Source organism: Arenimonas caeni, from assembly GCF_003024235.1.
Taxonomy (GTDB): domain Bacteria; phylum Pseudomonadota; class Gammaproteobacteria; order Xanthomonadales; family Xanthomonadaceae; genus Arenimonas; species Arenimonas caeni.
In genome coordinates, this window is the sequence record NZ_KZ679084.1 from 1 (window position 1) to 24,529 (window position 24,529).

Annotated in this window: 22 protein-coding genes, 4 tRNA genes and 1 other RNA gene; 8 read left to right on the top strand and 19 right to left on the bottom strand. The window is 71.8% G+C overall.

Going from position 1 to position 24,529, the window contains the following annotated elements; all coding sequences use genetic code 11:
- A partial coding sequence (gene dnaX, locus C6N40_RS00005; protein ID WP_114683931.1) for a DNA polymerase III subunit gamma/tau occupies positions 1-1,140 on the bottom strand: 1,140 nt, incomplete at its 3' end.
- A 144-nt stretch (positions 1,141-1,284) separates the two neighbouring features.
- Between dnaX and C6N40_RS00010 the strand changes: the two genes are divergently transcribed.
- Both C6N40_RS00010 and ffs read left to right on the top strand, forming a co-directional pair.
- A tRNA-Ser gene (locus tag C6N40_RS00010) sits at positions 1,285-1,377 on the top strand.
- A gap of 48 nt (positions 1,378-1,425) precedes the next feature.
- Positions 1,426-1,522, top strand: an RNA gene (gene ffs, locus C6N40_RS00015) — signal recognition particle sRNA small type.
- Positions 1,523-1,769: 247 nt separating this feature from the next.
- Here ffs and C6N40_RS00020 read toward each other — a convergent pair.
- Genes C6N40_RS00020 through C6N40_RS00045 form a run of 6 tightly spaced genes read right to left on the bottom strand, consistent with a single transcriptional unit; the run spans position 1,770 to position 5,462 of the window.
- Positions 1,770-2,186: a molybdenum cofactor biosynthesis protein MoaE gene (locus C6N40_RS00020; RefSeq protein ID WP_106988970.1), complete on the bottom strand. Its 417-nt coding sequence runs from the start codon at positions 2,184-2,186 to the stop codon at positions 1,770-1,772.
- On the bottom strand, positions 2,183-2,419 hold the full coding sequence (gene moaD, locus C6N40_RS00025) for a molybdopterin converting factor subunit 1 (protein WP_106988971.1): 237 nt from the start codon (positions 2,417-2,419) through the stop codon (positions 2,183-2,185). The genes C6N40_RS00020 and moaD overlap by 4 nt, the downstream gene beginning before the upstream one ends.
- A complete protein-coding gene (gene moaC / locus C6N40_RS00030) occupies positions 2,416-2,904 on the bottom strand; it encodes a cyclic pyranopterin monophosphate synthase MoaC (protein ID WP_106988972.1) in 489 nt (162 codons plus the stop codon). Before moaC ends, moaD begins: the two co-directional genes overlap by 4 nt.
- 4 nt (positions 2,905-2,908) lie before the next feature.
- Entirely contained in the window at positions 2,909-3,931 is a 1,023-nt protein-coding gene (moaA, locus tag C6N40_RS00035) for a GTP 3',8-cyclase MoaA (protein WP_106988973.1), read from the bottom strand.
- On the bottom strand, positions 3,928-4,698 hold the full coding sequence (locus C6N40_RS00040) for an MBL fold metallo-hydrolase (protein WP_106988974.1): 771 nt from the start codon (positions 4,696-4,698) through the stop codon (positions 3,928-3,930). The genes moaA and C6N40_RS00040 overlap by 4 nt, the downstream gene beginning before the upstream one ends.
- Positions 4,698-5,462 (bottom strand): 3-deoxy-D-manno-octulosonic acid kinase, encoded by a 765-nt coding sequence (locus tag C6N40_RS00045; protein WP_106988975.1) that lies wholly within the window; start codon positions 5,460-5,462, stop codon positions 4,698-4,700. The genes C6N40_RS00040 and C6N40_RS00045 overlap by 1 nt, the downstream gene beginning before the upstream one ends.
- Positions 5,463-5,478: 16 nt before the next feature.
- On the opposite strand from C6N40_RS00045, the gene C6N40_RS00050 reads away from it, so the two are divergent.
- Positions 5,479-6,525 (top strand): glycosyltransferase family 9 protein, encoded by a 1,047-nt coding sequence (locus C6N40_RS00050; protein ID WP_106988976.1) that lies wholly within the window; start codon positions 5,479-5,481, stop codon positions 6,523-6,525.
- A 1-nt stretch (position 6,526) separates the two neighbouring features.
- Here the strand turns inward: C6N40_RS00050 and C6N40_RS00055 are convergent, their stop codons facing one another.
- From C6N40_RS00055 to C6N40_RS00065, 3 genes are all read right to left on the bottom strand, one after another.
- Positions 6,527-6,934: a DUF6165 family protein gene (locus tag C6N40_RS00055; protein WP_106988977.1), complete on the bottom strand. Its 408-nt coding sequence runs from the start codon at positions 6,932-6,934 to the stop codon at positions 6,527-6,529.
- An 88-nt stretch (positions 6,935-7,022) separates the two neighbouring features.
- Positions 7,023-7,113, bottom strand: a tRNA-Ser gene (locus tag C6N40_RS00060).
- A 69-nt stretch (positions 7,114-7,182) separates the two neighbouring features.
- Positions 7,183-9,114 carry a caspase family protein gene (locus tag C6N40_RS00065; RefSeq protein ID WP_205208510.1) on the bottom strand — a complete coding sequence of 644 codons (1,932 nt, stop codon included), beginning with the start codon at positions 9,112-9,114 and terminating at the stop codon, positions 7,183-7,185.
- A gap of 180 nt (positions 9,115-9,294) precedes the next feature.
- Here C6N40_RS00065 and C6N40_RS00070 point away from each other — a divergent pair, with 180 nt between their 5' ends.
- Positions 9,295-12,204 carry an autotransporter outer membrane beta-barrel domain-containing protein gene (locus C6N40_RS00070; RefSeq protein ID WP_162781995.1) on the top strand — a complete coding sequence of 970 codons (2,910 nt, stop codon included), beginning with the start codon at positions 9,295-9,297 and terminating at the stop codon, positions 12,202-12,204.
- Entirely contained in the window at positions 12,204-12,905 is a 702-nt protein-coding gene (locus C6N40_RS00075; RefSeq protein WP_106988980.1) for a PP2C family protein-serine/threonine phosphatase, read from the top strand. The genes C6N40_RS00070 and C6N40_RS00075 overlap by 1 nt, the downstream gene beginning before the upstream one ends.
- A gap of 7 nt (positions 12,906-12,912) precedes the next feature.
- Here the strand turns inward: C6N40_RS00075 and C6N40_RS00080 are convergent, their stop codons facing one another.
- Genes C6N40_RS00080 through C6N40_RS00095 form a run of 4 tightly spaced genes read right to left on the bottom strand, consistent with a single transcriptional unit; the run spans position 12,913 to position 16,347 of the window.
- Positions 12,913-14,430, bottom strand: coding sequence for a serine/threonine-protein kinase (locus tag C6N40_RS00080; protein WP_106988981.1), 1,518 nt, complete (start codon positions 14,428-14,430; stop codon positions 12,913-12,915).
- A 47-nt stretch (positions 14,431-14,477) separates the two neighbouring features.
- A complete protein-coding gene (gene dnaQ, locus C6N40_RS00085; protein WP_106989446.1) occupies positions 14,478-15,200 on the bottom strand; it encodes a DNA polymerase III subunit epsilon in 723 nt (240 codons plus the stop codon).
- Between the two features lie 8 nt (positions 15,201-15,208).
- The gene (rnhA, locus tag C6N40_RS00090) at positions 15,209-15,658 is read right to left on the bottom strand and encodes a ribonuclease HI (protein ID WP_106988982.1); all 450 of its coding nucleotides are present in this window, start codon (positions 15,656-15,658) and stop codon (positions 15,209-15,211) included.
- Positions 15,655-16,347, bottom strand: a complete 693-nt coding sequence (locus C6N40_RS00095) for a class I SAM-dependent methyltransferase (RefSeq protein WP_106988983.1) — start codon at positions 16,345-16,347, stop codon at positions 15,655-15,657. Before C6N40_RS00095 ends, rnhA begins: the two co-directional genes overlap by 4 nt.
- A 42-nt stretch (positions 16,348-16,389) precedes the next feature.
- Between C6N40_RS00095 and gloB the strand changes: the two genes are divergently transcribed.
- The 3 genes from gloB to C6N40_RS00110 all read left to right on the top strand — a co-directional run bounded on the left by gloB (position 16,390) and on the right by C6N40_RS00110 (position 19,223).
- On the top strand, positions 16,390-17,160 hold the full coding sequence (gloB, locus tag C6N40_RS00100; protein WP_106988984.1) for a hydroxyacylglutathione hydrolase: 771 nt from the start codon (positions 16,390-16,392) through the stop codon (positions 17,158-17,160).
- On the top strand, positions 17,157-18,347 hold the full coding sequence (locus C6N40_RS00105) for a transglycosylase SLT domain-containing protein (protein WP_106988985.1): 1,191 nt from the start codon (positions 17,157-17,159) through the stop codon (positions 18,345-18,347). The genes gloB and C6N40_RS00105 overlap by 4 nt, the downstream gene beginning before the upstream one ends.
- Positions 18,348-18,431: 84 nt before the next feature.
- A complete protein-coding gene (locus tag C6N40_RS00110; RefSeq protein WP_106988986.1) occupies positions 18,432-19,223 on the top strand; it encodes an enoyl-ACP reductase FabI in 792 nt (263 codons plus the stop codon).
- 83 nt (positions 19,224-19,306) lie between these two features.
- Here C6N40_RS00110 and C6N40_RS00115 read toward each other — a convergent pair whose 3' ends face one another.
- The 5 genes from C6N40_RS00115 to lon all read right to left on the bottom strand — a co-directional run bounded on the left by C6N40_RS00115 (position 19,307) and on the right by lon (position 24,425).
- Positions 19,307-21,247: a peptidyl-prolyl cis-trans isomerase gene (locus tag C6N40_RS00115; RefSeq protein ID WP_106988987.1), complete on the bottom strand. Its 1,941-nt coding sequence runs from the start codon at positions 21,245-21,247 to the stop codon at positions 19,307-19,309.
- An 83-nt stretch (positions 21,248-21,330) separates the two neighbouring features.
- A tRNA-Asp gene (locus tag C6N40_RS00120) sits at positions 21,331-21,407 on the bottom strand.
- Positions 21,408-21,421: 14 nt separating this feature from the next.
- Positions 21,422-21,496 (bottom strand) — tRNA-Val (locus C6N40_RS00125).
- Positions 21,497-21,512: 16 nt separating this feature from the next.
- Complete coding sequence (locus C6N40_RS00130) at positions 21,513-21,785, bottom strand: HU family DNA-binding protein (RefSeq protein ID WP_043802408.1); 273 nt, start codon at positions 21,783-21,785, stop codon at positions 21,513-21,515.
- 207 nt (positions 21,786-21,992) lie between these two features.
- On the bottom strand, positions 21,993-24,425 hold the full coding sequence (gene lon, locus C6N40_RS00135) for an endopeptidase La (protein WP_106988988.1): 2,433 nt from the start codon (positions 24,423-24,425) through the stop codon (positions 21,993-21,995).
- Between the last annotated feature and the right edge of the window lie 104 nt (positions 24,426-24,529).

The window sequence follows — 24,529 nt, forward strand, 5'->3', positions numbered from 1 at the left end:
GGCGCGGGCCGGCGCGGCCTCGGCCGAGGCGGCGGGGCCCGGGCGCACGCCGCCAGCCTCGCCCGCCGGGCGGAAGGCCAGCATGCGCAGCAGGCTCATCTCGAAACCCACGCGGGGGCTTGGGGCGAAGCCGAGATCGCGACGCCCGGACACCGCCATCTGGTACCACAGCTGCACCAGCTCGGGCGGCTGCGACTGCGCCACCGCCGCCAGCGCCGGCACCAGGGCCTCGCCGGCGGCGCCCGGCACCAGCTGCTCGAGCTGGATGCGGTGCAGGGCCACGGCCAGGTCGCCGAGCACGTGGCCGAAATCGGGGGAGAACGAGGCCAGGGCCTCGATGCGCTGCATGAGTGCCGGGCCGTCGCCGGCCGCCAGCGCCTCGAGCAGGCCGTCGACCTGGCCGCGGTCGACCGTGCCGAGCATGGCCGTCACCGCGGCCTCGCCCAGCTGCCCGCCGGTGTAGGCGATGGCCTGGTCGAGCAGGGACAGGCCGTCGCGCAGGCTGCCGTCGGCGGCCCGCGCAAGCAGGTCGATGGCGCCCGGTTCGGCGGCGATGCCCTCGGCGGCGAGGATGCGGGTCATCTGCCCGGCGATCTGGCCCAGGTCGAGCCGGCGCAGGTTGAACTGCAGGCAGCGCGAGAGCACGGTGACCAGCAGCTTCTCGGGGTCGGTGGTGGCGAACAGGAACTTGACGTGCGGCGGCGGCTCTTCGAGCGTCTTGAGCAGGGCGTTGAAGGCCGCCTTCGACAGCATGTGCACTTCGTCGATCAGGTAGACCTTGTAGCGGCCGCGCGCCGGCATGTACTGGGCGTTGTCGATCAGGTCGCGCACGTTGTCGACGCCGGTGTGGCTGGCGGCGTCGATCTCGAGCAGGTCGACGTAGCGGCCCTGGTCGATGGCCTGGCAGGTCTCGCACTCGCCGCAGGGGTCGGCGCTGGTGCCGCGCTCGCAGTTGAGCGACTTGGCGAAGATGCGGGCGATGGTGGTCTTGCCCACGCCGCGGGTGCCGGTGAACAGGAAGGCGTGGTGCACCTTGCCGGTCTCGAGCGCGTTGGTCAGCGCGCGCACGACGTGTTCCTGCCCGACCAGCTCGGCGAAACGCCGGGGGCGCCATTTGCGGGCAAGCACGAGGTATGACATCCAGGCTCTCTTCGGCAGGTCGGGACCGACGCATCCCATTGTGCCAACCACCCCGCCCCCCGGCCAGCCCGGGACGTCGCCGCGCTTGTGGCTGCGGCCCCGGACGGGTATGATTCCCCCCTTGTTTCAGGCGGTTATCTCTGCGGAGAGATGTCCGAGTGGTTGAAGGAGCACGCCTGGAAAGTGTGTATACGGCTAAACCCCGTATCGAGGGTTCGAATCCCTCTCTCTCCGCCATCTTCCAGCGGCGCGTCCCGGGACGCGCCGTTCGCTTCAATGGTGGCCCCGTCGGCCTCCCGCGACGCTAGTCCGAAAACTCCGCCAGGGCCGGAAGGCAGCAACGGTATTGGATGACGCGGGTGCCGGGATCAGTCGGCGGGGCTGCCACCCTTTGGGCGCAGCCCAAAGGGGTGGCCCAAGGTTTGCCGCGCAAACCTCGGGCCCCGGTCTGCACTCCCAATCCCTCGCGCCTGTCGGCGCGCCCCCCTTGCCAAGGGGGGCTGGGCGTCGTTCACGAACGCCGGGAAAGCACCTCAAGGACGCTGCGCCGGATGAAGCGGCGACGAATCCACTATCGATTCGCCCTATCCGTGTCCATCCGCCCTTATCCGTGTTCAAAAACCGACCCCTCACGAAGGGTGCAGCCACTCCGCGTCGCCGCCGGCGTAGCGTTCGTGCTTCCAGATGGGCACGCGCGATTTCACTTCGTCGATGATCCAGCGGCAGGCGTCGAAGGCGGGGCCGCGGTGGGCGGCGCTGGCGCCGACCCAGACGGCGAGTTCGCCGATGGCCAGTTCGCCAGTGCGGTGGAGGCAGGCGGCATCGACGATGTCGAAGCGCTGCACGGCCTCGGCCAGGATGCGCTCGCCCTCGGCTTCGGCCAGCGCCGCATAGGCTTCGTAGCGCAGGCCCAGCACGCCGCGGCCGCCGTGGTGGTCGCGCACCCAGCCCTCGAAGCTGGCGAAGGCGCCGGCGCGCGGCGACAGCAGGCGCTGGCGCAGCGGCGCGACGTCGAAGGCGGCGTCGCTGAGCGCGAAGCGCTTCATCCGCCCGACACCGGCGGGATGAAGGCCACTTCGGCGCCCTCGCGCGGCGGCGTGTCCCAGGCGACGAACTCGCCGTCCATCGCCACCCGCAGCCGATCGCGCGCCAGCGCGAAGCCGTGGCGCGCGCGCAGCGATTCGTAGAGCGCCGGCAGCGAGTCCGGCAGCGGCAATGTCTCGCTGGCCACGCCGGCGGCATCGCGCAGGCTGGCGAAGTACAGCACCGTGATGCTCATGCCCGCGCCTTGCCGACCTCGCGTTTGCCGCCGCGCTTGGCCAGCAGCTTCGCCGGGCCGATCACGATGGCGTGCGAGAGCGCCTTGCACATGTCGTACACCGTGAGCGCGGCGACGGTGGCGCCGGTCAGCGCCTCCATCTCCACGCCGGTGCGGTGCGTCGTGCGCACCGCGCACTCGATGCGCAGCACGGTGTCGCCGGCCCAGCCGAGGTCGAAGCGGCAGCCGTCGATCGGCAGCGGGTGGCAGAACGGCACCAGTTCATGCGTGCGCTTGACCGCCATGGTGCCGGCGATGATCGCCGTGTCCATCACCGCGCCCTTGGCGGTCTTCATGCCGCCCTTGCGCAGCGCCTGCGCCACCGCCGCCGGGAAGCGCACCCGGCACTCGGCCACGGCCTCGCGCGCGGTGGCCGGCTTGGCCGAGACGTCGACCATGGCCGGGCGGCCCTTTGCATCCACGTGGGTGAGTTTCGCCTTCGCCATCGCCTCAGCCGCCAATGTAGAACATCTCGATGCGCCGCGCCGGCCGCAGGGTATCGGCGCGCAGCTCGCTGTGCCGGTCGGCGCGCTGGCGCCACAGCCCGGCCACGTGCGAGGCCAGCGCCTCCTCGCCGCGCCCGATGTGCTCGCGCAGCGGCGCGCCGCGCGCGGCGAACAGGCAGGTGTAGAGCTGGCCGTCGGCCGACAGCCGCGCGCGGTGGCAGTCGCCGCAGAACGGCTCGCTGACCGAACTGACGAAGCCGATCTCGCCGGCGCCATCGACGTAGGCATGGCGCGCCGCCACCTCACCGCGATAGCCCGGCCGCAGCGGCCGTAGCGGCCAGCGCGCGTGGATGGCGGCGTGCAGCTCGCGCGAAGGCACGACCTGGCCGGGGCGCCAGCCGTTGCAGGTGCCGACGTCCATGTATTCGATGAAGCGCAGCACGTGCGGCGTGCCGCGGAAGCGTTCCGCCAGCGGCAGCACCTGCGACTCGTTGACGCCCCGCTGCACGACGCAGTTGATCTTCAGCCGTTCGAAGCCCGCGGCCTCGGCGGCGGCGATGCCGGCGAGCACGTCATCCAGCTCGCCGCGATGGCCCGTCAGCGTGCGGAACAGGCCCGGCTCGAGCGCGTCCAGGCTCACCGTCAGCCGGTGCAGGCCGGCCTCGCGCAGCGCCCTCGCCTGCCCCGCCAGCAGCGAGCCGTTGGTGGTGAGCGCGATGTCCTCGATGCCAGGCACCTTCGCCAGCCGCGCCACCAGCGCCGGCAGGTCGCGGCGCAGCAGCGGCTCGCCGCCGGTCAGGCGCAGCTTGCCGACGCCCAGACGGGCGAAGCCGCGCACGGCGGTTTCGATCTCGTCGAAGTCCAGCCGCGCGGCGCGGTCGAGCACCTCGTTGGTCGGCGTCGCGCCCTCGGGCATGCAGTAGGGGCAGCGGAAATTGCAGGTTTCCACCACCGACACGCGCAGGTCGCGCAGCGGCCGGCCGAGGCGGTCGAGCGGCGCCAGCGCATCGGCCGCCAGCGCGTTCATGCCTCGCCCGGCCCCTGGCCCGGCGGCGGCAGGGGTTCGGCCAGCGCCAGGCGCTCGTCCGGAACGGCGACGCGGTGGCCGCGCAGGCGCATCGCCTCGGCATCGGCCGGCGAGGCGTAGTGGTAGAACACGCAGCGCGACAGCAGGCCCGCCGGGTACTCGCGCTCGAGGTCGTCGATGCCGCTGTGCGAGGGATTGCCGTGCAGGGCGCAGTCGTGCGCGACGATTTCACCGGCGCCGGCGAACTTCGCCAGCATCTCCGGGATCGGCCGGGTGTCGCCGGTCCAGACCAGGCTGCCGGGCAGGCGCAGGCCGAAGGCGGTGTCGGGCAGGTGGTGGCGCACCGGGAAGACGTCGTACCACTGCCCCGCGTGCCAGAAGCCGCGACTCACCGGCACCAGCTGGAACGCGTCCCACCAGTTGGCGTCGCCCTCGGCCACCACGCCGGGGTAATCGGCCAGCCGCGCCTGCAGGTGCGGCAGCACGCCGACCGGCACGTACAGGCGCACGCGGCCGCGCCGCGCCTGGTCGAAATAGGTGGCGAAGAACAGCCGCTCGAGCCCGGCCACGTGGTCCATGTGCACGTGGGTGACGAACACGGCGCCGGGCATGGCCCCGTAGCGGGCCTGCCAGGCGGCGAGCGCCTCGTGGCCGCAGTCGATCATCAGCACCGGCTCGCCGTCGCGCTCGATGGCCGCCGAGGCCGAGCCGAGCTCGGCCGCCGACTGCGAATTGCCCACGCCGAGGAACTGCAGGCTCCAGCTCATCAGTCCCTCCGGGCGTGGTCGTCGGCGTGCAGGAGGGTGCGCTCGTAGGAGTGGCGCAGGCGCTCGAAGCCCGCCTTCCAGCCGTCGCGGCCCGGGCCGGCGAGTTTGGCCAGCGAGCGCGCCAGCCGGGCCAGGTTGGCCTTGCGCCAGGCGGCCGCGGGCGGCAGGCGGCGACCGCGGTCGAAATCGATCAGCCAGGCCCAGCCATCGTCGTCGAGCAGCACGTTGTGGGCATTGAGGTCGGCGTGCTCGACGCCGGCGTGGTGCAGCTGGGCAATGCTCATGCCGGCGGCTTCCCAGGCGCGGGCGGCGGGCTCGTCGAGCCAGTCGTGCAGCGGGCGCGCGCCCGGGATGCGTTCGACCAGGATCGCCGCGCGATAGCCCAGCCCTTCGCGGCGGTAGCCCGCCATCAGCGGCGCGGGCACGCGCAGGCCGGCCGCATGCAGTTCGGCCATCAGGTGGAACTCGCGCAGGCTGCGCACGCGCCCGGGGCCGAGCCACAGGTAGCGGTCGGCGCTCAGGTGGCGCGCCATGCCGCCGCGGCGGTAGTGCCGCAGCACGCCCTCGCCGAACTCGCCCTGCACGAACCAGGCGGCGCCGCGGCCGCCGGCGACCACCGGCTGCGCACCCTCGCCCCAGAACGCACGCTCGAGCCAGTCCGGCGTGGCTTGCGGCAGCCGCGCGGGGTCGAACACAATCGCCCCGTCGCCTCCGGCGTCGCGGAAGGTCTTTTCGATCGCGGCAATGGCAGGTCTGGTTCCCATCCGCCCAGTCTACCCAATGCCCGTGAAAGCCGCGCCGCGTTCACTCTGCCTGCTGCGCCTCTCGGCGCTGGGTGACGCCGTGCACGCGGTGGCGCTGGTGCGCGACCTGCAGCGGGCCTGGCCCGGCCTGCCGATCACCTGGGTGATCGGCAAGGGCGAGGCCAGGCTGCTCGAAGGGCTGGACGGCGTGCAGTTCGTGGTCTTCGACAAGAAGGCCGGCCTGGCCGGCTGGCGCGCGCTGCGCCGGCAGCTGGCCGGGCAGCGTTTCGACGTGCTGCTCAACCTGCAGCTGGCGCTGCGCGCCGGCCTGGCGTCCACCGCCATCCGCGCCGACCGCCGCATCGGCTTCGACCGCGGCCGCAGCAAGGAAGGCCACGGCCTGTTCATCAACGAACGCATCCCGGCCGGCGGCCACCACGTGCAGGACGCCTTCCGGCAGTTCCTCCGGCCGCTGGGCATCACGCCCGGGCCGGCCGAATGGCGGCTGCCGGTGCCGGCCGAGGCGCACGCCTGGGCGGCGGAGAAGCTGCCGGGCGACCAGCCCACCCTGCTCGTCTCGCCCTGCTCGAGCCATCCACTGCGCAACTGGCGGCCGGAGCGTTACGCCGCGGTGGCCGACCACGCCGCCTCGCGCGGCTGGCGCGTGCTGATCTGCGGCGGCCGCAGCGCGCTCGAGCGCGACACCGCCGACGCCATCCTCGCCGCCATGCAGGCGCCGGCCATCGACCTGGTCGGCCAGGACACGCTCAAGCAGCTGCTCGCCCTGCTCGCCCGCGCCAGCGCGGTGCTCACGCCCGATTCGGGCCCGGCGCACATGGCCAACGCCATGGGCACGCCGGTGCTGGGCCTGCACGCCTGCACCGACGCCGAACGCTCGGGGCCGTACTCGGACCGGCGCTGGACCGTGAACCACTATGACGACGCCGCGCGCCGCTTCCTGGGCAAGCCGGCCGGCGCACTGCCCTGGGGCAAGCGGGTGGAATTCCCGGGCGTGATGGACCTGGTGCAGGTGGACGAAGTGGTCGAACGCTTCGAGGCCCTGCGCGCCGAACGCGGCGCCTGACTCAGGGCGTCGAGCCGGCGCGGTAATCCTGGTAGGACTTCTCTTCGACGTAGGCCGAGCCCAGCGCGAGGTTGATGTCCTTCTTGATGCGCGCGCGCTCGTCGTTCTCGAAATACACCGAGCGGGCGAGCCGGATGAACTCCTCGTCGAAGGCCTGGGCCTTCTCCTTGAGGCGGATGTCGTCCTCGATCACCCACAGGCGCTCGTTGACCGCCTTGAGCTCGGCGCGCAGGCGGGCGATGTCGGTGCCGGCGGCCGGGTGCGCCATCCAGGTGCTTTCGAGCGCGGACAGCTCAGCGCGCACGTTGGCCAGCTTGGCCTCGTCGGACATGCGCTCGGACTTGATCTGCAGGATGGCGATCTTGTCGAGCAGCTCGCCGAAGGACACGGGCACCTGGATCTCGGACATGCTTGGGTCTCCGTCTTGATGGCGACAGTCTACGCCGCCGGGCGCGGGGCAAAAGAAAAGGGGCCCTGGCAGGCCCCTTTTTTGAATCTGGCGGAGAGGGAGGGATTCGAACCCTCGAGGCGCTATAAACGCCTGCCTGATTTCGAGTCAGGTACATTCAACCGCTCTGCCACCTCTCCGGACCCCGACACCGTGGCAGCTGGCGTCGGGCCCGCCATTATAGGGGCGCCGGCGTCGCCCCGCCAGCCTCAGGGGCCGGCGGCGGCCCCGCCCCCCTTGGGCAGGAAGAAGAACTCGCCGCTCTCGTGGCCCGCGAACCGGATCGGCGCGTATTCGGGCATCTGGGCCAGCGGCGAATCCATCGACACCAGGGCCAGGCTGATCGCCACTTCCTGGAACAGGCGCTGGCCCTCGAGCAGGCGGTTGTTGTCCTGGAGCACGTTGAGGAAGGCGCGGGCGAAATAGCTGTGGCGGCCGCTGCCCGCATCGGGCACCGGCATCACCCCACCCGAGGTCAGCGCGGTGCGGCTGCGGCCGTCGGCCATGGCCCGGACCCATTCGGCCCACTTCTCCGGCGGCATGGTGGCGGCCGTGAAGGTGGGCACCGAAGCACGGGTCATGGTGCCCGAGTAGCACGAGTCGGCCACCACCAGCACGTGCCTGGCCGGGATGGTGTTGAGGATGTCGCTGACCGCGGCGTTGGAGATCCAGGACCTGGGATTGCCGCTGGCGCCGTCGGTCGGCACCCAGTAACCCTGGCCGTCCGCACCGATCTCGCCGTGGCCGGCGTAGTAGATCAGCAGGTTGTCCTCGGGCTTGAGCGTCTCGCGCATCTCGTTGAGCGCGGTGAGGATCTCCAGGCGCGTGCCGTTGAGCACCAGCGTGGTCTGGTAGCCGTAGCGCGAGCGCAGCAGTTCGGCCACCGCGTTGGCGTCGTTGGCGGCGCTGCGCAGCGTCGGGTAACCGGCGTCGCGGTAGCTGTTGTTGCCGATCACCACGGCGTGGTACCGGCCCAGCTTCACGCCCCGCGGGAGCACGCCGGACGGCGCCGGCGCCGGCGCGGCCGTGGCGCCCCCCTGCCCGGCCTGTGGCAGCAGGGTGAATTCGATCCGGGCGCGGGTGCCGCCGGTGTCGACGGCGGCCACCTGCACCTGCGCCCCCCCGGCCGGCACGTCCACTTCGGCGCTGAAGGCGCCGTTGGCGCCCATCGGGGCCGGCTGGCCGTTGACCGTGACCTCGCGCACCAGCTGCGGCGCGTTCACCCGGCCGACGATCTGGCGCTTGCCCGGGCCGCCCCGGTAGACGGCGGTGTTCCGGCCGCGCGTGGCGACGAAGACCGGATCAAGGATCTCCAGCCGCGGCGACCCGGCCAGCAGGGCCCCGCCGGCACCGGCCTGGCGCTCGAGCGAGGCGAGTTGGGTCTGCTGGTCGTTGATTTGCTCCTGCTGCACCAGCAGCTGGTTCTCGAGCAGGCGGGTGAGGTCGTCGTCCTGCTGCTCGCGCGCCTCGGCCAGTCGGCGCTGGGTGTCGGCGAGCTCGTCGCGGGCCTTGTGCAGTTCGGCGCGACGCTGCCCGAGCTCGGCCTGCAGCTTGCGCACCTGCTCACGCAGCGCCGCCGACTCGGCCTCGCCTTCGGCCACCTGCGCCTCGAGCCCGGTGATCTTCTCGTCGCGCGCGCGGATCTCCACCTGCACCACCGAGGCGTACATCAGTTCGTCCTCGATGCCCGAGGCCTCGCGATAGAGGTTGAGCGCCGCGGCCTGGTCGCGCTCGACACCCAGGCCCTGCTCGTACAGGTAGCCGAGGTTGATCTTGGCGCGGCCGTAACCCTGGTCGGCCGCCTTGCGGAACCACTGGAAGGCCATGCCGTAGTCGGGCGCGGTGCCCAGGCCCTTGGCGTAGATCTCGCCGACGTTGTTCTGCGCCTCGGCGCTGCCCGACATCGCGCCCTCGAGCCAGACCTTGAGCGCGGTCTGGTAGTTGGCGCGGTCGTAGGCCACGTACTCGCCGCCGCGGATCTCGCAGTCGGCCTGGGTCGTGCGCACCGGCCGGCGCGCGCTGAGGTAGGTGGCCTGGCGGCCGAGCTTGCGGATCTGACCCGGCAGCAGGCAGTCGACGATCATCAGGTCTTCGGCGTTTCGCACGGCGGCCTGCACCGGCGCGGGAGGCAGGCCGAGCACGATCGCCAGGCCTAAACCAAGTGCAAAAACGGGAAGGCGGGAATGGACCGGACAAGCGCGTTGCAGGCTCATGGGCATGGCTCCCTTGGGAAGCAATGCGGCCCGCGCCGGGAACATTGCAGCGGCGCGTCAGCCGCTATACTCGAGCCGCCGTTATAGCCTCAAACCAGGGGAAATGCGATGGACTCCGAGAGCAGCGTCGCGTTGGGCCGACGGACGGTGGACGGATATTTCCAGCGCGGCAGGCAGTGGCTCGCGGCGTGCGGGCTGGCGCTGCTCGCACTGGCCTGGAGCAGCGGCACGAACGCACAGGTCGCGGCCTGCACCATCGAGGCCGTGGGTGACACGGACCTGCTCGCACCCGCCTCGGACTCGCTCAACTATCAGTTCCGGCTGGTGGGCGGCTGCGCGGCCCTGGTCTCCGTCGAAGCCGTGATCAACCTGCCCGACGCCACCGGCGGTGCGACGCTGGCGCCCACCGGCGCGTTCGACGTGGCGCCGCTGGCACCGACCGACCTCGCGCTCACGCTGGGCCCCACCCCCGGCCAGGTCGGCACGTTCACCGTGTCCTGCCCCGCCGGCGGCTGCGTCGGATCGGTGGTCTACACCTACCGCACGGCGAATGAGTTCGTCTACGAGGCCGTGTTGCCGGCGAACGTGGTGACCAACCAGATCAGCAGCTTCGACCTGGCCACCCGCCTCGAGCTCAATGGCGCCGACGGCACGCTCGCGACCAGCTTCGCCAATGTCAGCGTGCCCTCGCCGCCGACGGTCGTCGCGCCGGTCGCCGGCGTAGCGACGCTGGCCGGGCAGTCGATCACCACCGCCGGCAGCTACGTCTTCGCCGGCAGCCTCGAGTGTCCGGTCGCCTTCGTGCTCGAAGGCTGCGCGGCGGTGGCAGCGGTGCCCTTCGCCGTGGAGGTCGAGCCGGTGTCGCTGGCGGCGCTCACGCCGCTGGCCCCGACCACGCCCTCGGGCACGCCGCTGGCGATGAGCGTGTCCTACGGCAGCCCGAGCCTGCCGGCCCCGGACGGCACGCCGATCTCCTGGTCGATCACGGCCGGGCCGGCCGGCGGCGACGGCGCGGTCACCAGCCCGGCCACGGCCGGCGGCCAGAGCACGGCCACCTTCAGCGCCACGGTGCCCGGCGTCTACACCGTGTTCGCCAACAGTGGCTGCACCTTCTGCGCGGTGCCCTCGCAGACCTTCAGCATCACCGTGGCGGCGCTGCCCGCGCTGTCCATCGACAGCGGCAACGGCCAGTCCGCCCTGCCCGGCAACGCTTTCACCCTGCCCCTGGTGGTGCTGGCCGACGACAGCGGCGTGCCCGCGGCCGGCGTGGGCATCGACTGGGTGCTCACCGGCGACGCCACCCTGGTGCCGGGCGCCGCCACCGACGGTAACGGCCTGGCCAGCGCCACCCTGACGGCGGGGCTGACGCCCGGCCCGCTGGTGGTCACCGCCACGCGCCAGGATGCGCCGACGGCCTCGGTCACCTTCAACCTCAGCGTCGGCGCGCTCGGCACCCTGGACGTGGTCTCCGGCGACGCCCAGACGCTCGCCGCCAACGTGCCCTCGGAGCCGCTGGTGGTGGTGCTCAGGGATGCCGCCGGCCTGCCGATCCCCGGCGCCACGGTGGCCTGGACGACCACGGAAGGCACGCTCGAGTCCGCCACCTCGGCCACCGACGCCAACGGCGAAGCCAGCAACCGCGTCACCCTGGCCATCGCCGGCCCGGTCGACGTCACCGCCAGTTCGCCCCTGGCCGGCGCGCCCGCGACCTTCGCGATCTCCGGCGCGCTGGGCAACCTCGTCGGCCTGGGAGCGCCGCAGATCGAAGTCGCCCGCGCCATCGACCAGGCCTGTCCGGCCCTGGCGCAACTGGCGACGCCCACGCCGGAGCAGCAGGACCTGCTGGCCCGCTGCCTCGAGCTCGTGGACGCCGCCGGCATCGACCCCGGCTCGGTGGTGCTGGCGCTGGACCAGCTGATGGCCGAACTCGCCATGGCCCAGGGCCATGCCGGCCTGTCCGCCGCGCAGGCCCAGTTCCAGAACCTGCGCACCCGCATCGCCGCGCTGCGCGCCGGTACCCAGGGCACGTCCTTCGGTGGCCTGGCGGTCAACACGCCGCAGGGGCCGCTGACGCTGGGCCTGCTGTCCACGGCGCTCTCCGACGGCGGCAACCCCGCCGAGGTCGGCGCCGACTTCAGCCGCTGGGGGTTTTTCGCCGCCGGCACCGTCGGCCGCGCCGAAGCCGAAGCGGGCAGCGTGGACCCGGCCTGGGACAACGACATCGAAGGGCTTACCGCCGGCGTGGACTACCGCTGGTCCGACCGCTGGGTGTTCGGTGGCTCGCTCGGCATGACCCGCCAGGACACCCGGCTGCCCGACGGCCGCGGCACCCTCGACACCAGCGGCTGGAGCGTGTCGGCCTACACCACCTGGTACAAGCCCGACAGCTGGTACCTCGACGGCGTGCTCACCTGGGGCCGCAACGACTACGAGATGCTCCGGCGCATCCAGTACACGGTGCCGCTGCCCGGCGGCGGCAGCACCAGCATCGACCAGCAGGCGCGCTCGGACTCCAGCGGCGACCTGTTCTCCGGCGCGTTCACCTTCGGCCGCGATTTCAACCGCGGCGCCTGGGGCTTCGGCCCCTACGGACGCCTGCTGTACACGCGGCTGGACTTCGACCAGATCAACGAAACCCTCGAGACGGGCCCCGGCAGCGGCCTGGGCCTGCAGATCCGCTCGCGCCAGCTCGAGTCGCTGGCCAGCGTGCTCGGCGGCAAGTTCACCTACACCCACAGCACCGACTGGGGCGTGCTGATGCCGCACCTGCAGCTGGAATGGGAGCACGAGTTCCGGGACGACCCGCAGGCGCTCGAGGCACGTTTCCTGCACGACCCCACCGGCACCCCGATGGTGCTCAGCGGCGACCCGCTCGACACCGACTACTTCCGGATCGGCCTGGGCATGTCGATGGTGCTCACCAAGGGTCGATCCGGTTTCTTCTACTATGAGCGACTGCTGGGCCGGGACCGCACGTCCCAGTACAACCTGGCCCTGGGCCTGCGGATGGAGTTCTGATGATCGAATTCGGCCACCTGAGCCACGTCGGCCTGCGGCGCGAGCTCAACGAGGACACCTACTACGGCGACGCCGAGCTCGGCCTGTGGCTGGTGGCCGACGGCATGGGCGGGCATGAGTTCGGCGAAGTCGCCAGCGCGCTGGCGCGCGACGCGGTGGTGCGCGAGGTGCGCGCCGGCCGGCCGCTGGCCGAGGCCATCCGCCGGGCCGACGAGGACATCATCCGGCACAGCCGCCAGCGCTCGGAAAGCCTGCCGATGGGCACCACCATGGTGGCGCTGCGCGTGCAGGACCACCGCTTCGAACTGGCCTGGGTCGGCGACAGCCGCGCCTACCTGTGGAACGGCCAGCTGCGCCAGCTCTCGGCCGACCACAGCTACGTGCAGGAGCTGATCGACCAGGGCGCGATCACCGCCGAACAGGCGCGCGTGCACCCGCACCGCAACGTGGTCACCCAGGCGCTGGGCGTGACCGACCCGGAGAGCCTCAAGGTCGAGACCCTGGCCGGCGAACTGCGGCCAGGCCAGCAGCTGCTGCTGTGCAGCGACGGGCTGACCGAAGAAGTCGACGACGCCACCATCGGCGCCCTGCTCGCACGCGGCGACCTGTCGGCGCAGGAGTGCGTGGACCACCTGGTGTCCTCCGCGCTCGACGGCGGCGGCTCGGACAACGTCACCGTCGTCCTGCTGCGCCGGCGCTGAGCCGCGCCTAACCCGCGGGCGGCGGCGGCAAGGCCGGCGCTTGCCCGCCTTCGCCGGCGATGGCGGCGTCCTGCAGCTGCCGCAGGTAGGGGTCTTCGGCGTCGATCGCCAGGCCCTTGCCCACCAGCAGCCGGCACTGCGTCCAGCGCCCGCGGTCGCAGGCCTGGTGGGAATAGCGGCGGTAGAAGGCGACGATGCCGGCGATGCCGGCGCGGGCCCGGGCGTTCTCCGGGTCGAGCGCCAGCGCCTTGCGGTAATAGCCCAGCGCGCTGTCGTCCTCGGGGTAGTCGAGCTTGCGGCTGAGGTTCTCGCCGGGCGTGGTGCCGAATTCCAGCAGCGCGTCGCCGGCGTTGAGCAGGCGCTCGAGTTCCCCGCTGGCCGGCACGCCCACCGGCTTGGGTAGTTCGAAGCCTTCCGGCATCGGCCCCGTGGCGTCACCACCCGTGGTCGCGGGCACGGCCACGGTGCCCGGTGCCCGCGTATCCGCCGGCACGGCCGGCTCGCGGGGCGACAGTGCCCACCAGGCCAGCAGGGCCAGCGCGAACGCGCCGCCCAGGCCCGCCGCCGGCAGCAGCCAGGCAGGCCGCTTGTTCTCGTCGCGCGCGCTGATGCGGGTGCGCTGCTGGGTCGCGCCAGCGCCGGACAGGCGCTGGCCGCCGCGTCGCGCGCCGGTTTCCTGCGCCACCGCGCCCTGCGGCGCCGAGGCCACCAGTTTGTGCATGGCCTCGACGAAGGCCGCGCCGGTGTTGAAGCGCTGCGCCGGGTCCTTGGCCATCAGGCCGTTGACCAGGGGCTGGAGCCAGGCGAAGGGCTCCGGCAGTTCCGGCACCGGGTGGGTGACGTGCATCAGCGCCACGGTGAAGGCGTCGGCGGCCTGGTAGGGCGGCACGCCGGCGAGCATCTCGTAGAGCACCGCGCCGAGGCTGTAGAGGTCGGCGCGGCCGTCCACCGGCTCGCCGCGCGCCTGCTCGGGGCTCATGTAGTCGGGCGTGCCGATCGAGGTGCCGGCCACGGTGGAGCTGTTGCTGCCGTCCATGGCCTTGGCGATGCCGAAGTCGGCCAGCACCACGCGGCCGTCGTTGCGGAACAGGATGTTGCCCGGCTTCACGTCGCGGTGGACGAAGCCCTTCTGGTGGGCGAAGTCCAGGCCGCCGGCGATGTCACCGGCGATGTCGAGGATCTGGCCCACGCCCAGCCCGCCCTCGGCGATGCGCTCCTTGAGCGTGCCGCCGGGGATGTATTCGGCGGCGAGATAGTAGACGTTGCCGTGGTGGCCGATGTCGTGGACCGTGACCAGGTTCGGGTGCTGCAGGCGCGCGGTGATCTTGCCCTCGGTGAGGAAGCGGTGCGCGAACTCGGGGTTGGCCGCCAGCGCCGGCGCCATCACCTTCAGCGCCACCTCGCGCTCGAGCGATTCCTGCACGGCCAGGAACACCGACGCCATGCCGCCCTCGCCGATCGGCCGGAGGATGCGGTAGCCGGGGATGTCGATGTCGACCGAGGTGAGCAGGACGGTGGCGTTCAAGGCAACCTCGCCGGCAGGGGCACGGGCCGATTATCCACCAAGCCGCCTCAGCTGTCGGCGGCCTCCGGCAGCGGCCAGAGCACGCGACCGGCCTTGCCGGCGATCTTGCGCAGCCGGGCCTCGTGGGCGGCGCGTTCGGCCTCGCTGGCGCGAAGCACGCGGCGCGGGGCCGCGGCGAGCACCGCGGCCAGGCCGGCGCCCGGGCCGGTGCCGGCTTCGGGTTCGTGGCTGGCCACCAGGCCCAGGTCGGCCTGGCCCGAGGTCATGCCCAGGTAGACCTCGGCCAGCAGCTCGGCGTCGAGCAGCGCGCCGTGCAGCTTGCGGTGGGCGTTGTCGACGCCGAGGCGACGGCAGAGCGCGTCGAGCGAATTGCGCTGGCCCGGGTAGCGCTCGCGCGCCATCGCCAGGGTGTCGAGCACGCTGGCATGGTCGGTGATGCGGCCGAAGTGGGCGCCGGCCAGCGAAAGCTCGTAGTCCAGGAAGCCGACGTCGAAGCTGGCGTTGTGGATGATCAGCTCGGCGCCGCGGATGAACTCGATGAACTCGTCGACGGCCGTCTCGAAGCGCGGCTTGTCCTGCAGGAAGTCCAGGGTCAGACCGGTGACTTCCTGCGCGCCGGCCTCCATCTCGCGGCCCGGGTTGAAGTAGCGATGGAAGTGCCGGCCGGTGGGCCGGCGCTCGACGAGCTCGATGCAGCCGACTTCGACGATGCGGTTGCCCTTCTCCCAGGACAGGCCGGTGGTTTCGGTGTCGAGCACGACCTGGCGCATGCGCGGGTTCATCCTTTCATCTTCTCGGCTTCGGCGCGGGCCAGCTGGTCCACGCGTTCGTTCTCGGGGTGGCCGGCGTGGCCCTTGACCCAGTGCCAGCGCACCGCGTGCGGCTTGGCGGCGGCATCCAGGCGCATCCACAGGTCCTGGTTCTTCACCGGCTGGCCGCCGGCGGTTTTCCAGCCGCGCCGGATCCAGTTCGGCAGCCACTCGCCGATGCCCTTCTGCACGTACTGCGAGTCGGTGGACAGGTCGACCTCGCAGGGCGCCTTGAGGGCCTCGAGCGCCATGATCGCCGCCATCAGCTCCATGCGGTTGTTGGTGGTGCCGGCCTCGCCGCCGGCGAGTTCGCGCTCGTGGCCGCCGTGGCGCAGCAGCGCCGCCCAGCCGCCCGGCCCGGGATTGCCCAGGCAGGCGCCGTCGGTATGGATTTCAACCTTCTTGCGGGCCTGGCTCATCCGGCGCTCATCCCCGGGCGCAGGGCCAGCGCCGTCGAGCCGGCGCGCAGGGGCGTCAGCCCCGGCTCGCGGCGGCGCGCCACCAGCAGATGGCCGGCGCGCAGGCCGGCCAGCAGGCCACCGGACCGGGCCTCGCGCACGTCCACGCCGGCGGCCGGCGACCACATCGGCCCCAGCCAGCGCTGCCGTTCGATGTCCAGGCCGCAGTTGCCCAGCCACTGCGCCAGGCTCCCGGGCTCGACCGCGCCGAGCCCGCGGAAGGACCAGCGCAGTCGCGCCAGGCCCCAGGGGTTGAGGGTGAGCACCAGGGCCACGCCACCGGGCTTGAGCACGCGCGCCAGCTCACCGGCCAGCGCCTCCGGCCGGGGCGAGGTCTCGAGCACGCACAGGGCATAGGCCAGCGACACGCTGCCGCTGGCCAGCGGCAGGGCCTCGTCCTCGCAGGCCAGTTCGCCGGCCAGGCGGCCGTCGGCGCGGTGCAGGCTGACCACCCGGGCCAGCATGTTGCCCGACAGCGGCCCGGGCAGGGCCTCGCTGGGCCGCAGGTACAGGCCGGTGTGGCCGAAGACCCGGGTGAGCTCCGGGATCGCCTGCCGCTGCAGTTCCTGCAGCAGGGCCAGCGAGCCTTCGCGGCGGAGCCAGGCCTCGGCGGGTCGCTCGGGTTGACGTCGGAAGTGGACCGCGGGCATGGTCGCGATTCTGCGTCATCCACGCCTTCCAGGTCACCCCGCTTGACACGAACGATTCCGCTGCCGGCCTTCCAGGACAACTACATCTGGCTGCTGGCCGGCGCCGACGATGCCTGCGTGGTCGTGGACCCGGGCGATGCCGCGCCGGTGCTGGAGGCCGCCGCGCGCGGCCTGCGGCCGGTGGCCGTGCTGCTCACCCACCACCATGCCGACCACGTCGGCGGCGTCGAGGCCGTGCTGGCGCGTTTCCCGGTGCCCTGCTACGGCCCCGACGACCCGCGTATCCCGGCCGCCGCGATCCGCGTCGGCGACGGCGATCGCGTCGACGTGCCCGCGCTGGGCCTGGGCTTCGATGTCATCGCCGTACCGGGCCACACCCGCAGCCACATCGCCTTCCACGGCGGCGGCGCGCTCTTTTGCGGCGACACCCTGTTCAGCCTCGGCTGCGGCCGCCTGTTCGAAGGCACGCCGGCGCAGATGCTGGCCTCGCTCGACCGCCTTGCCGCCCTGCCCGGCGACACCCGGGTGTGCTGCGCGCACGAATACACCGAGGCCAACGGCCGCTTCGCCCGCGCCGCCGAGCCGGAGAACGCGGCCCGCGACGAGCGCCTGGCCGAGGTGGCCGCGCGCCGCGCCCGCGGCGAACCCAGCCTGCCCTCCACCCTGGCCGGCGAGCGTGCCTGCAACCCCTTCCTGCGGGTGGACGCGCCCGGCGTGCTGGCCGGCCTGGCGGCGCGCCTCGGGCAGGCCCCGGGCGACCGGGCCGAAGCCTTCGCCGCGCTGCGCGCCTGGAAGGACGGGTTCGCCGGATGAGCCGCAGGCACGGATTCACCTGGCCGCTGGTCTTGCTGCTGGCGGCCTGCCAGGTGCCGGTGCGGCCGGTGCCGCCCGACGCCGGGGTGGCCGCCGGGCCCGCGGCCGCACCGGTGGCGGACGCCACGGTCGCGGCGCAGGCCGAAGCACCCGCGGCAACCGACACCGAAACCGCTCCCGACCCGATCGACACCGGCGCCGAGCTCTTCGACTTCATCACCGCCCGGCTCAGCCAGCCGGCCTGCATCGACGGCCCGGCCAACCGCGCCTGGCGCAAGCGCTACGCCGGCCACCCGGCCTCGTTCGCCCGGCACCTGGAGAAGATCCTGCCGCTGATGGCCTACGTCGCCACCGAGGTGGACCGGCGCGGCCTGCCGGGCGAGCTGGTGTTCGTGCCGATCGTCGAGAGCTGGTACCGCCCCGATGCGATCGGCCCCGGCGGGCCGGCGGGCATGTGGCAGATGATCGCCAGCACCGCGCGCAACCACGGCGTGCGCGTCGAACAGGGCTACGACGGCCGGCTTTCCCCGGTGGCCTCCACCGACGCCGCGCTCGGCTACCTCGAGGCGCTCTCCACGCGCTTCGACGGCGACTGGCGCGCCATGGCCATGGCCTACAACGCCGGCGAATACCGGATCGAGCGGGCCTTCAGGGCCAACCAGCACCGCATCGCCTCGGGCGAGGAGCGCCAGCCCGCCGGGCTGCCCGGCATCACCTACGAATACACCGCCAAGCTGCGCGCGCTTTCGTGCCTGGTGTCCGAGCCGGAAGCCGCCGGCCTGGAACTGCCGCGCGAGGCGCGCTTCGTGCCGCTGGCGCGTTTCCCGCTGCCGGCCCGGGCCGCCAGCCTCGACCAGGCGGCGCTGGCCCTGGCCACCGACAGCGCGACGCTGCGCAAGCTCAACCCGGCCTACCGCCAGGGCCGCATCCGCGCCGGCGTGCCGCGCGAAGTGCTGGCACCCGCCACCCCGGCCACCCTGCTCGCAGCCGCGACGATCCCGCCGGAAGGCGTTGGTGCCGGCGCCACGCCAGAGCCGCCGGAGCGCAGCCACCGCGTGCGCTCCGGCGACACGCTGTCGGCCATCGCCCGGCACTACGGCGTCGAGCTGCGGCAGTTGTTCCGGCTCAACGGCCTCGACGGCCGTTCGATCCTTCGCCCGGGCCAGGAACTGCGCATCGACCCCTGAGCGGCTCCATGCTTGGCGGTATGGCCGTTCGCGGGCGAAACTAGGCCGTTCCCACCGCAGGCGCGGTGGCTCCAGGAGGAAAACATGGGATTTTTGACGGGCAAGCGCGCCCTGATCGTGGGCATCGCCAGCCAGCGCTCCATCGCCACCGGCATCGCCGAGGCCATGCACCGCGAGGGTGCGGAGCTGGCCTTCACCTACCAGAACGACAAGCTCAAGTCGCGCGTCGAGGAAGCCGCCCGCGACTGCGGTTCGGACATCGTGCTGCCGCTGGACGTGGCCGAGGACGCGCAGATCGAAGACGTGTTCGTGCAGCTGGGCAAGCGCTGGGACGGCTTCGACATCCTGGTGCACTCGGTCGGCTACGCGCCGCGCGAGGCGATCGAGGGTGAGTACCTGCAGGGCCTGACCCGCGAGACCTTCCGCATCGCCCACGACATCTCCAGCTACAGCCTGGCCGCGCTGGCCAAGGCGGCCCGGCCGATGATGAAGGGCCGCGGCGGCAGCATCCTCACGCTCAGCTACCTGGGCGCCGAGCGCGCGCTGGTGAACTACAACGTGATGGGCGTGGCCAAGGCCAGCCTCGAGGCCAACGTGCGCTACCTCGCGCTCAACCTCGGCCCCGAGGGCACCCGCGTGAACGCGATCTCCGCCGGCCCGATCAAGACCCTGGCCGCGGCGGGCATCGCCAACTTCCGCAAGATGCTCGGCCACGTCGACCAGTACGCGCCGCTGCGCCGCAGCGTCACGATCGAGGACGTCGGCAACGTCGCCGCCTTCCTGTGCTCGGACCTGGCCGCGGGCGTCACCGGCGAGGTCACCCACGTCGATGCCGGCTACAACATCCTGGGCATGACCGGCATCGAAGGCGTCTGAGGCGCCGCGCCGGCAACCCGGAAAACAAAAAGGCCCGGACTCGCGTCCGGGCCTTTTCTTTTGGCCGCGCGGCGGCCGCCGGCTCAGAGCCGGTCTTCGGCCACCGTCACCGTGAACTGGCGGCGCAGCGCGCGCACGAAGGCTTCGCGCTCGACCACGGCCCGGGCCTGGGCCACCTGGCCCAGCAGCTGGTCGCGCGTGGCCTCGTCCAGGCCCTCGAGCTCGCCGTCGGACACCTTGAGCACCTGCACCAGGGCGTGGCGGTCCGGACCCAGGCGCACCATGCCGACGCTCGGCGCGTCGCCACCTGGCACCGGCAGGCGGAAGGCTTCGTCGATCAGCGCCGGCGGAACCGGCGCCTGGCGAGTGATGCCCGGCAGCTCGGCCACCGTGCGGCCGACCTCGCTGGCCAGGACCTCGAAGGACTCGCCGGCGCGGGCGCGCTCGAGCAGGGCTTCGGCCTGGGCCTCGGAGGCCTTGGACAGGGTGTCGGCGACCAGCTCGGCACGCACGCGCTCGCGCACCTGCTCGAGCGGGATCTGCGCCTCGGGCACCACCTCGACCACCTGCAGCACCACCACCTGGCCGGGGCCGATCTCGACCGCGTCGCTGACCTGGCGCTCGATGCGCTGGTTGTCGGCGAAGGCCGCGGCGCGAACCTCCGGGATGGCGGCGATGCCCTCGCCGTTGCCGCGCTCGAACAGCGCGGTGCGCTTGACCTCGAGGCCGGTGGCCTCGGCGGCCGGGGCCAGCGAGGTCGGGTCGCGGTAGATGCGCTCGATCAGGGTGTTGCTCAGGTCGCTGAAGCGGCGGTCGCGCTCGGTGGCCAGGTACTCGGCCTCGATCTCGCCGCGCACTTCCTCGAAGCTGCGCCCGCTGCCGGCGGTGATGTCGGCCAGCTGGATCACGTGCCAGCCGTCGGGCGTGCGCACCGGGCCGGCGACCTGGCCGGGCTGGTCGAGCGCGAACAGCGCGTCCTGGAACGGACCTTCGAACAGGCCCGGCTCGATCGGACCCAGCAGGCCGCCGTCGGCCTTCGAACCCAGGTCCTCGGAATGTTCCCGGGCCAGCGCCGCGAAGTCGGCGCCGGGGGCGCGCGCCTGCTCGGCCAGCGCCTCGGCGCGCTCGCGCGCGGCCTGGTCGGTGGCGGCATCGGCATTGGCGGGCGCGGCCACCAGGATGTGCGCGGCGGTGCGCACCGGATCGGTGACGTAGCGGCCGCGCTGCTCCTCGTAGCGCGCGCGCAGGGTCTGCTCGTCGACGACCGTCGGCACGTCCAGGAGCGAGGCGTCGATTTCGACGTACTCGATGGCGACCTGCTCCGGGCTGCGGTAACGGGCGGCGTTGGCCTCGTACCAGGCCTGCAGCGCGGCGTCATCCGGCGCCTCGGGCGCGGAGGGCGTGGGCAGGTCGATCAGCGCCAGGTCGCGCACCTGGCGCGAGAGGCGCAGGAACTCGTCGAGCTCGGCGTCGGTGGCCAGGCCGGTCGCGAGGATCTGCGTGGGCACCAGGCGGCTGGCCATGTCGGCGCGCACGCTGGCGATGAACTGGCCGTGGCTCATGCCACGCGCGGCCAGGCCCAGGCGGTACTGGTCGGCGCTGTAGGCACCGTTGACCTGGAACTCGTCCATCTGCTTGAGCTCGGCGGCCACCTCGGCCTCGCCGATGGTGATGCCTTCGCGCTCCGCGAACAGGGCAAGCACCTCCTCGTCGATCATCTCGTCGAGCACGCGGCGACGGTTGTCGGCCGACTCGAAGGCCAGCGGATCGAAGGCGTCGCCCTGCCTGGCGCGCTCGAGCTGGCGGACCTGCTCGAACCGACGCTGGAACTGGTCCTGGCCGATCTCGCGGGAGGTCTTGCCCCAGATCCAGAACTTGGCCGGGCCTTGGATCTTGGCCGAATAGGTCTCGATCTTGGGGGCGAAATAGGACTCGATGCCGAAGAAGGCCATCGTGACGATGACCAGGCCCAGGACGGTGAAAGCCATCCAGCCTGAGGACTTGTCTCGGATTCTCTGGAGCATGTGTGCGATGCCGTCCGGTGATGCCCCGGGCCTACCGGGGCCTGAAAAAACGAAGGCGCCCTTGTGGGGCGCCCTCGGGGATATGGCGGAGTGGACGGGACTCGAACCCGCGACCTCCGGCGTGACAGGCCAGCATTCTAACCAACTGAACTACCACTCCGCGTATCACTTACCTGGTGGGTGCTGAGGGTTTCGAACCCCCGACCCTCGCCTTGTAAGGGCGACGCTCTACCGCTGAGCTAAGCACCCTTCCCAAGGAAGACGCTCAGTTTACAGCATCCTTCAGGGCTTTGCCAGCCTTGAACGCAGGATTTTTCGAAGCCTTGATCTTGATGGTGTCGCCGGTCTGCGGATTGCGGCCCTGGCGGGCGGCGCGCTTGCGCACCGAGAAGGTGCCGAAGCCCACCAGCGTCACGGTGTCGCCCTTCTTGAGGGCCTTGGTGATGGCTTCGATCATCGCGTCGACGGCACGGCCGGCGTCGGCCTTGGACAGCTCGGCGGCGTCGGCGACGGCACCAATGAATTCGGCTTTGTTCATTATGGACTCCCTGAGCGGGCAGGACCCGCGTTCTTGATAATCGAGGACGCCCGGCCTCGGCCTGGGGCGCCCCGATCCACCTGTACCGCCACCGTCCGGAACTCGATGCCGCGCGGCGGTTGAAGGATTTATACCAGCGGCCCAAGGCATCCGCAACGGCTGGAACCCAAGTTTCTCGCGGGTTCCAGCCATTTTGCGCGTGCCGGCTCAGTGCCTCAGGGTGGCTCCGGTGGCGTCCTTGTCGCCCTGCCCTTCGGCGGTACCGGGCGTCGGCTCCGGCGCGCTGCCGGGGGCCAGCGCGCGCACCAGGGCGACGTCGAGCACTTCGTCGATCCACTTGACCGGAATGATCTCAAGGCCTTGCGTGACGTTCTTCGGGATGTCGGCCAGGTCCTTGCGGTTCTCCTCGGGGATCAGCACCGTGCGGATGCCGCCGCGCAGCGCCGCCAGCAGCTTCTCCTTCAGGCCGCCGATCGGCAGCACGCGGCCGCGCAGGGTGATCTCGCCGGTCATGGCGACATCGGCGCGCACGGGCACGCCCGACAGCACCGACACCAGGGCGGTCACCATCGCAATGCCGGCGCTGGGGCCGTCCTTGGGCGTGGCGCCCTCGGGCACGTGCACGTGGGTGTCGAACTTCTGGTGGAACTCCGCGTCCAGGCCCAGCCGCTCCGAGCGCGAGCGCACGACGCTGTAGGCGGCCTTCACCGACTCCTGCATCACGTCGCCGAGCTGGCCGGTGAGGATCAGCTGGCCCTTGCCCGGCAGCAGCGTGGCCTCGATCTGCAGCAGGTCGCCGCCCACCTCGGTCCAGGCCAGGCCGGTGACCAGGCCGACCTCGGACTCCTGCTCGGCGCGACCGAAGTCGTAGCGCTGCACGCCGAGGTACTTGTCGAGGTTCTTCGGCGTGACGCTGGTGGCAACCGGCTTGCCGGACTTGCGCGGGCCGGCGAGCGCGATTTCCTTGACCACCTTGCGGCAGATCTTGGAGATCTCGCGCTCGAGGTTGCGCACGCCCGACTCGCGCGTGTAGTAGCGCACGATGTCGCGCACGGCCGCTTCGCTGATCTTCAGCTCCGTCGCCTTCAGGCCGTTCGCCTTGAGCTGCTTGGGCACGAGGTAGCGCTGCGCGATGCCCAGCTTCTCCTCCTCGGTGTAACCCGGGATGCGGATCACCTCCATGCGGTCGAGCAGCGGGCCCGGGATGTTGAGCGAGTTGGCGGTCGCCACGAACATCACTTCGCTCAGGTCGAGGTCGACCTCGAGGTAGTGGTCGTTGAAGGCGCTGTTCTGCTCGGGGTCGAGCACCTCGAGCAGGGCCGAGGACGGGTCGCCGCGGAAGTCCATGCTCATCTTGTCGATCTCGTCGAGCACGAACAGCGGGTTCTTCGAACCGACCTTGTTGAGGTTCTGCACGATCCGGCCCGGCATCGAGCCGATGTAGGTGCGGCGGTGGCCGCGGATCTCGGCCTCGTCGCGCACGCCGCCGAGCGACATGCGCACGAACTTGCGGTTGGTGGCCTTGGCGATCGACTGGCCGAGCGAGGTCTTGCCCACGCCCGGCGGGCCGACCAGGCACAGGATCGGGCCGCGCATCTGCTTCACGCGCGACTGCACGGCGAGGTATTCGAGGATGCGTTCCTTGACCTTCTCCAGGCCGTAGTGGTCGGCGTCGAGCACGTCCTGCGCGGCCTTGAGGTCCTTGCGCACCTTGCTGCGCTTCTTCCAGGGCACGCCCACCAGCCAGTCGATGTAATTGCGCACGACGGTGGCCTCTGCCGACATCGGCGACATCTGCCGGAGCTTGTTGAGCTCGGTCTTGGCCTTGGCCTCGACGGCCTTGGGCATGCCGGCGGCAGCCACCTTCTTGGCCAGCTCCTCGAGCTCGTTGGGCGCCTCGTCGAGCTCGCCGAGCTCCTTCTGGATCGCCTTCATCTGCTCGTTGAGGTAGTACTCGCGCTGGCTCTTCTCCATCTGCGACTTCACGCGGCCGCGGATGCGCTTCTCGATCTGCTGCACGTCGATCTCGCCGTCCACCAGGCCGATCAGCATCTCCAGGCGCTGGCCGACCTCGAGGGTCTCGAGCAGCTGCTGCTTGTCCGACAGGCGCGCGCCCAGGTGCGCGGCGATGGTGTCGGCCAGGCGGCTGGGGTCGTCGATGCCCGAGAGCGTGGTCAGCAGCTCGGGGGGCAGCTTGCGGTTGGTCTTGACGTACTGCTCGAACAGGCTCATCAGCGAGCGCAGGGTCACCTCGAGCTCGCGCTCGTCGCGCTCGTGCACCGTGTCGACCACCACGCCGGTGGCGGTGAGCGCCCCCTCGCGGTCGCCGAAGCCGTCCACGGCCACGCGCGCGCTGCCTTCGACCAGCACCTTGATGGTGCCGTCGGGCAGCTTGAGCAGCTGCAGCACCTGGGCCAGGGTGCCGGTGCGGTAAAGGTCGTCGGCGCCCGGATCGTCGGTGTCCGGGCTCTTCTGGGCCACCAGCAGGATCTGCTTGTCGGCGGCCATGGCCAGGTCGAGCGCCTTGATCGAGCGGTCACGGCCCACGAACAGCGGGATGACCATGTGCGGGTAGACGACCACGTCGCGCAGGGGCAGCACGGGAAGGTCGAGGCGGGCGGTGGGGGCGGTTTCTTGCATGGTCGGCTCCTGGGGGCGGGGCCCCGCTCAGGCTCAGGTTATGGGGTCCGGCCGGCCCGCTTGCAAGCGCCGGCGACCCAAAAGCGAAGGGCCGGAAAAACCGG

Coding starts and splice junctions, on each gene's coding strand:
- C6N40_RS00020 (WP_106988970.1), bottom strand. CDS start 2,186: ATGAAGCGCTTCGCGCTCAGCGACGCCGCCTTCGACGTCGCGCCGCTG.
- C6N40_RS00050 (WP_106988976.1), top strand. CDS start 5,479: ATGCCCGTGAAAGCCGCGCCGCGTTCACTCTGCCTGCTGCGCCTCTCG.
- rnhA (WP_106988982.1), bottom strand. CDS start 15,658: ATGAGCCAGGCCCGCAAGAAGGTTGAAATCCATACCGACGGCGCCTGC.
- C6N40_RS00095 (WP_106988983.1), bottom strand. CDS start 16,347: ATGCCCGCGGTCCACTTCCGACGTCAACCCGAGCGACCCGCCGAGGCC.
- C6N40_RS00105 (WP_106988985.1), top strand. CDS start 17,157: ATGAGCCGCAGGCACGGATTCACCTGGCCGCTGGTCTTGCTGCTGGCG.
- C6N40_RS00115 (WP_106988987.1), bottom strand. CDS start 21,247: ATGCTCCAGAGAATCCGAGACAAGTCCTCAGGCTGGATGGCTTTCACC.
- lon (WP_106988988.1), bottom strand. CDS start 24,425: ATGCAAGAAACCGCCCCCACCGCCCGCCTCGACCTTCCCGTGCTGCCC.
- moaD (WP_106988971.1), bottom strand. CDS start 2,419: ATGAGCATCACGGTGCTGTACTTCGCCAGCCTGCGCGATGCCGCCGGC.
- C6N40_RS00045 (WP_106988975.1), bottom strand. CDS start 5,462: ATGGGAACCAGACCTGCCATTGCCGCGATCGAAAAGACCTTCCGCGAC.
- moaC (WP_106988972.1), bottom strand. CDS start 2,904: ATGGCGAAGGCGAAACTCACCCACGTGGATGCAAAGGGCCGCCCGGCC.
- C6N40_RS00040 (WP_106988974.1), bottom strand. CDS start 4,698: ATGAGCTGGAGCCTGCAGTTCCTCGGCGTGGGCAATTCGCAGTCGGCG.
- C6N40_RS00055 (WP_106988977.1), bottom strand. CDS start 6,934: ATGTCCGAGATCCAGGTGCCCGTGTCCTTCGGCGAGCTGCTCGACAAG.
- C6N40_RS00075 (WP_106988980.1), top strand. CDS start 12,204: ATGATCGAATTCGGCCACCTGAGCCACGTCGGCCTGCGGCGCGAGCTC.
- moaA (WP_106988973.1), bottom strand. CDS start 3,931: ATGAACGCGCTGGCGGCCGATGCGCTGGCGCCGCTCGACCGCCTCGGC.
- dnaQ (WP_106989446.1), bottom strand. CDS start 15,200: ATGCGCCAGGTCGTGCTCGACACCGAAACCACCGGCCTGTCCTGGGAG.
- C6N40_RS00070 (WP_162781995.1), top strand. CDS start 9,295: ATGGACTCCGAGAGCAGCGTCGCGTTGGGCCGACGGACGGTGGACGGA.
- C6N40_RS00110 (WP_106988986.1), top strand. CDS start 18,432: ATGGGATTTTTGACGGGCAAGCGCGCCCTGATCGTGGGCATCGCCAGC.
- C6N40_RS00130 (WP_043802408.1), bottom strand. CDS start 21,785: ATGAACAAAGCCGAATTCATTGGTGCCGTCGCCGACGCCGCCGAGCTG.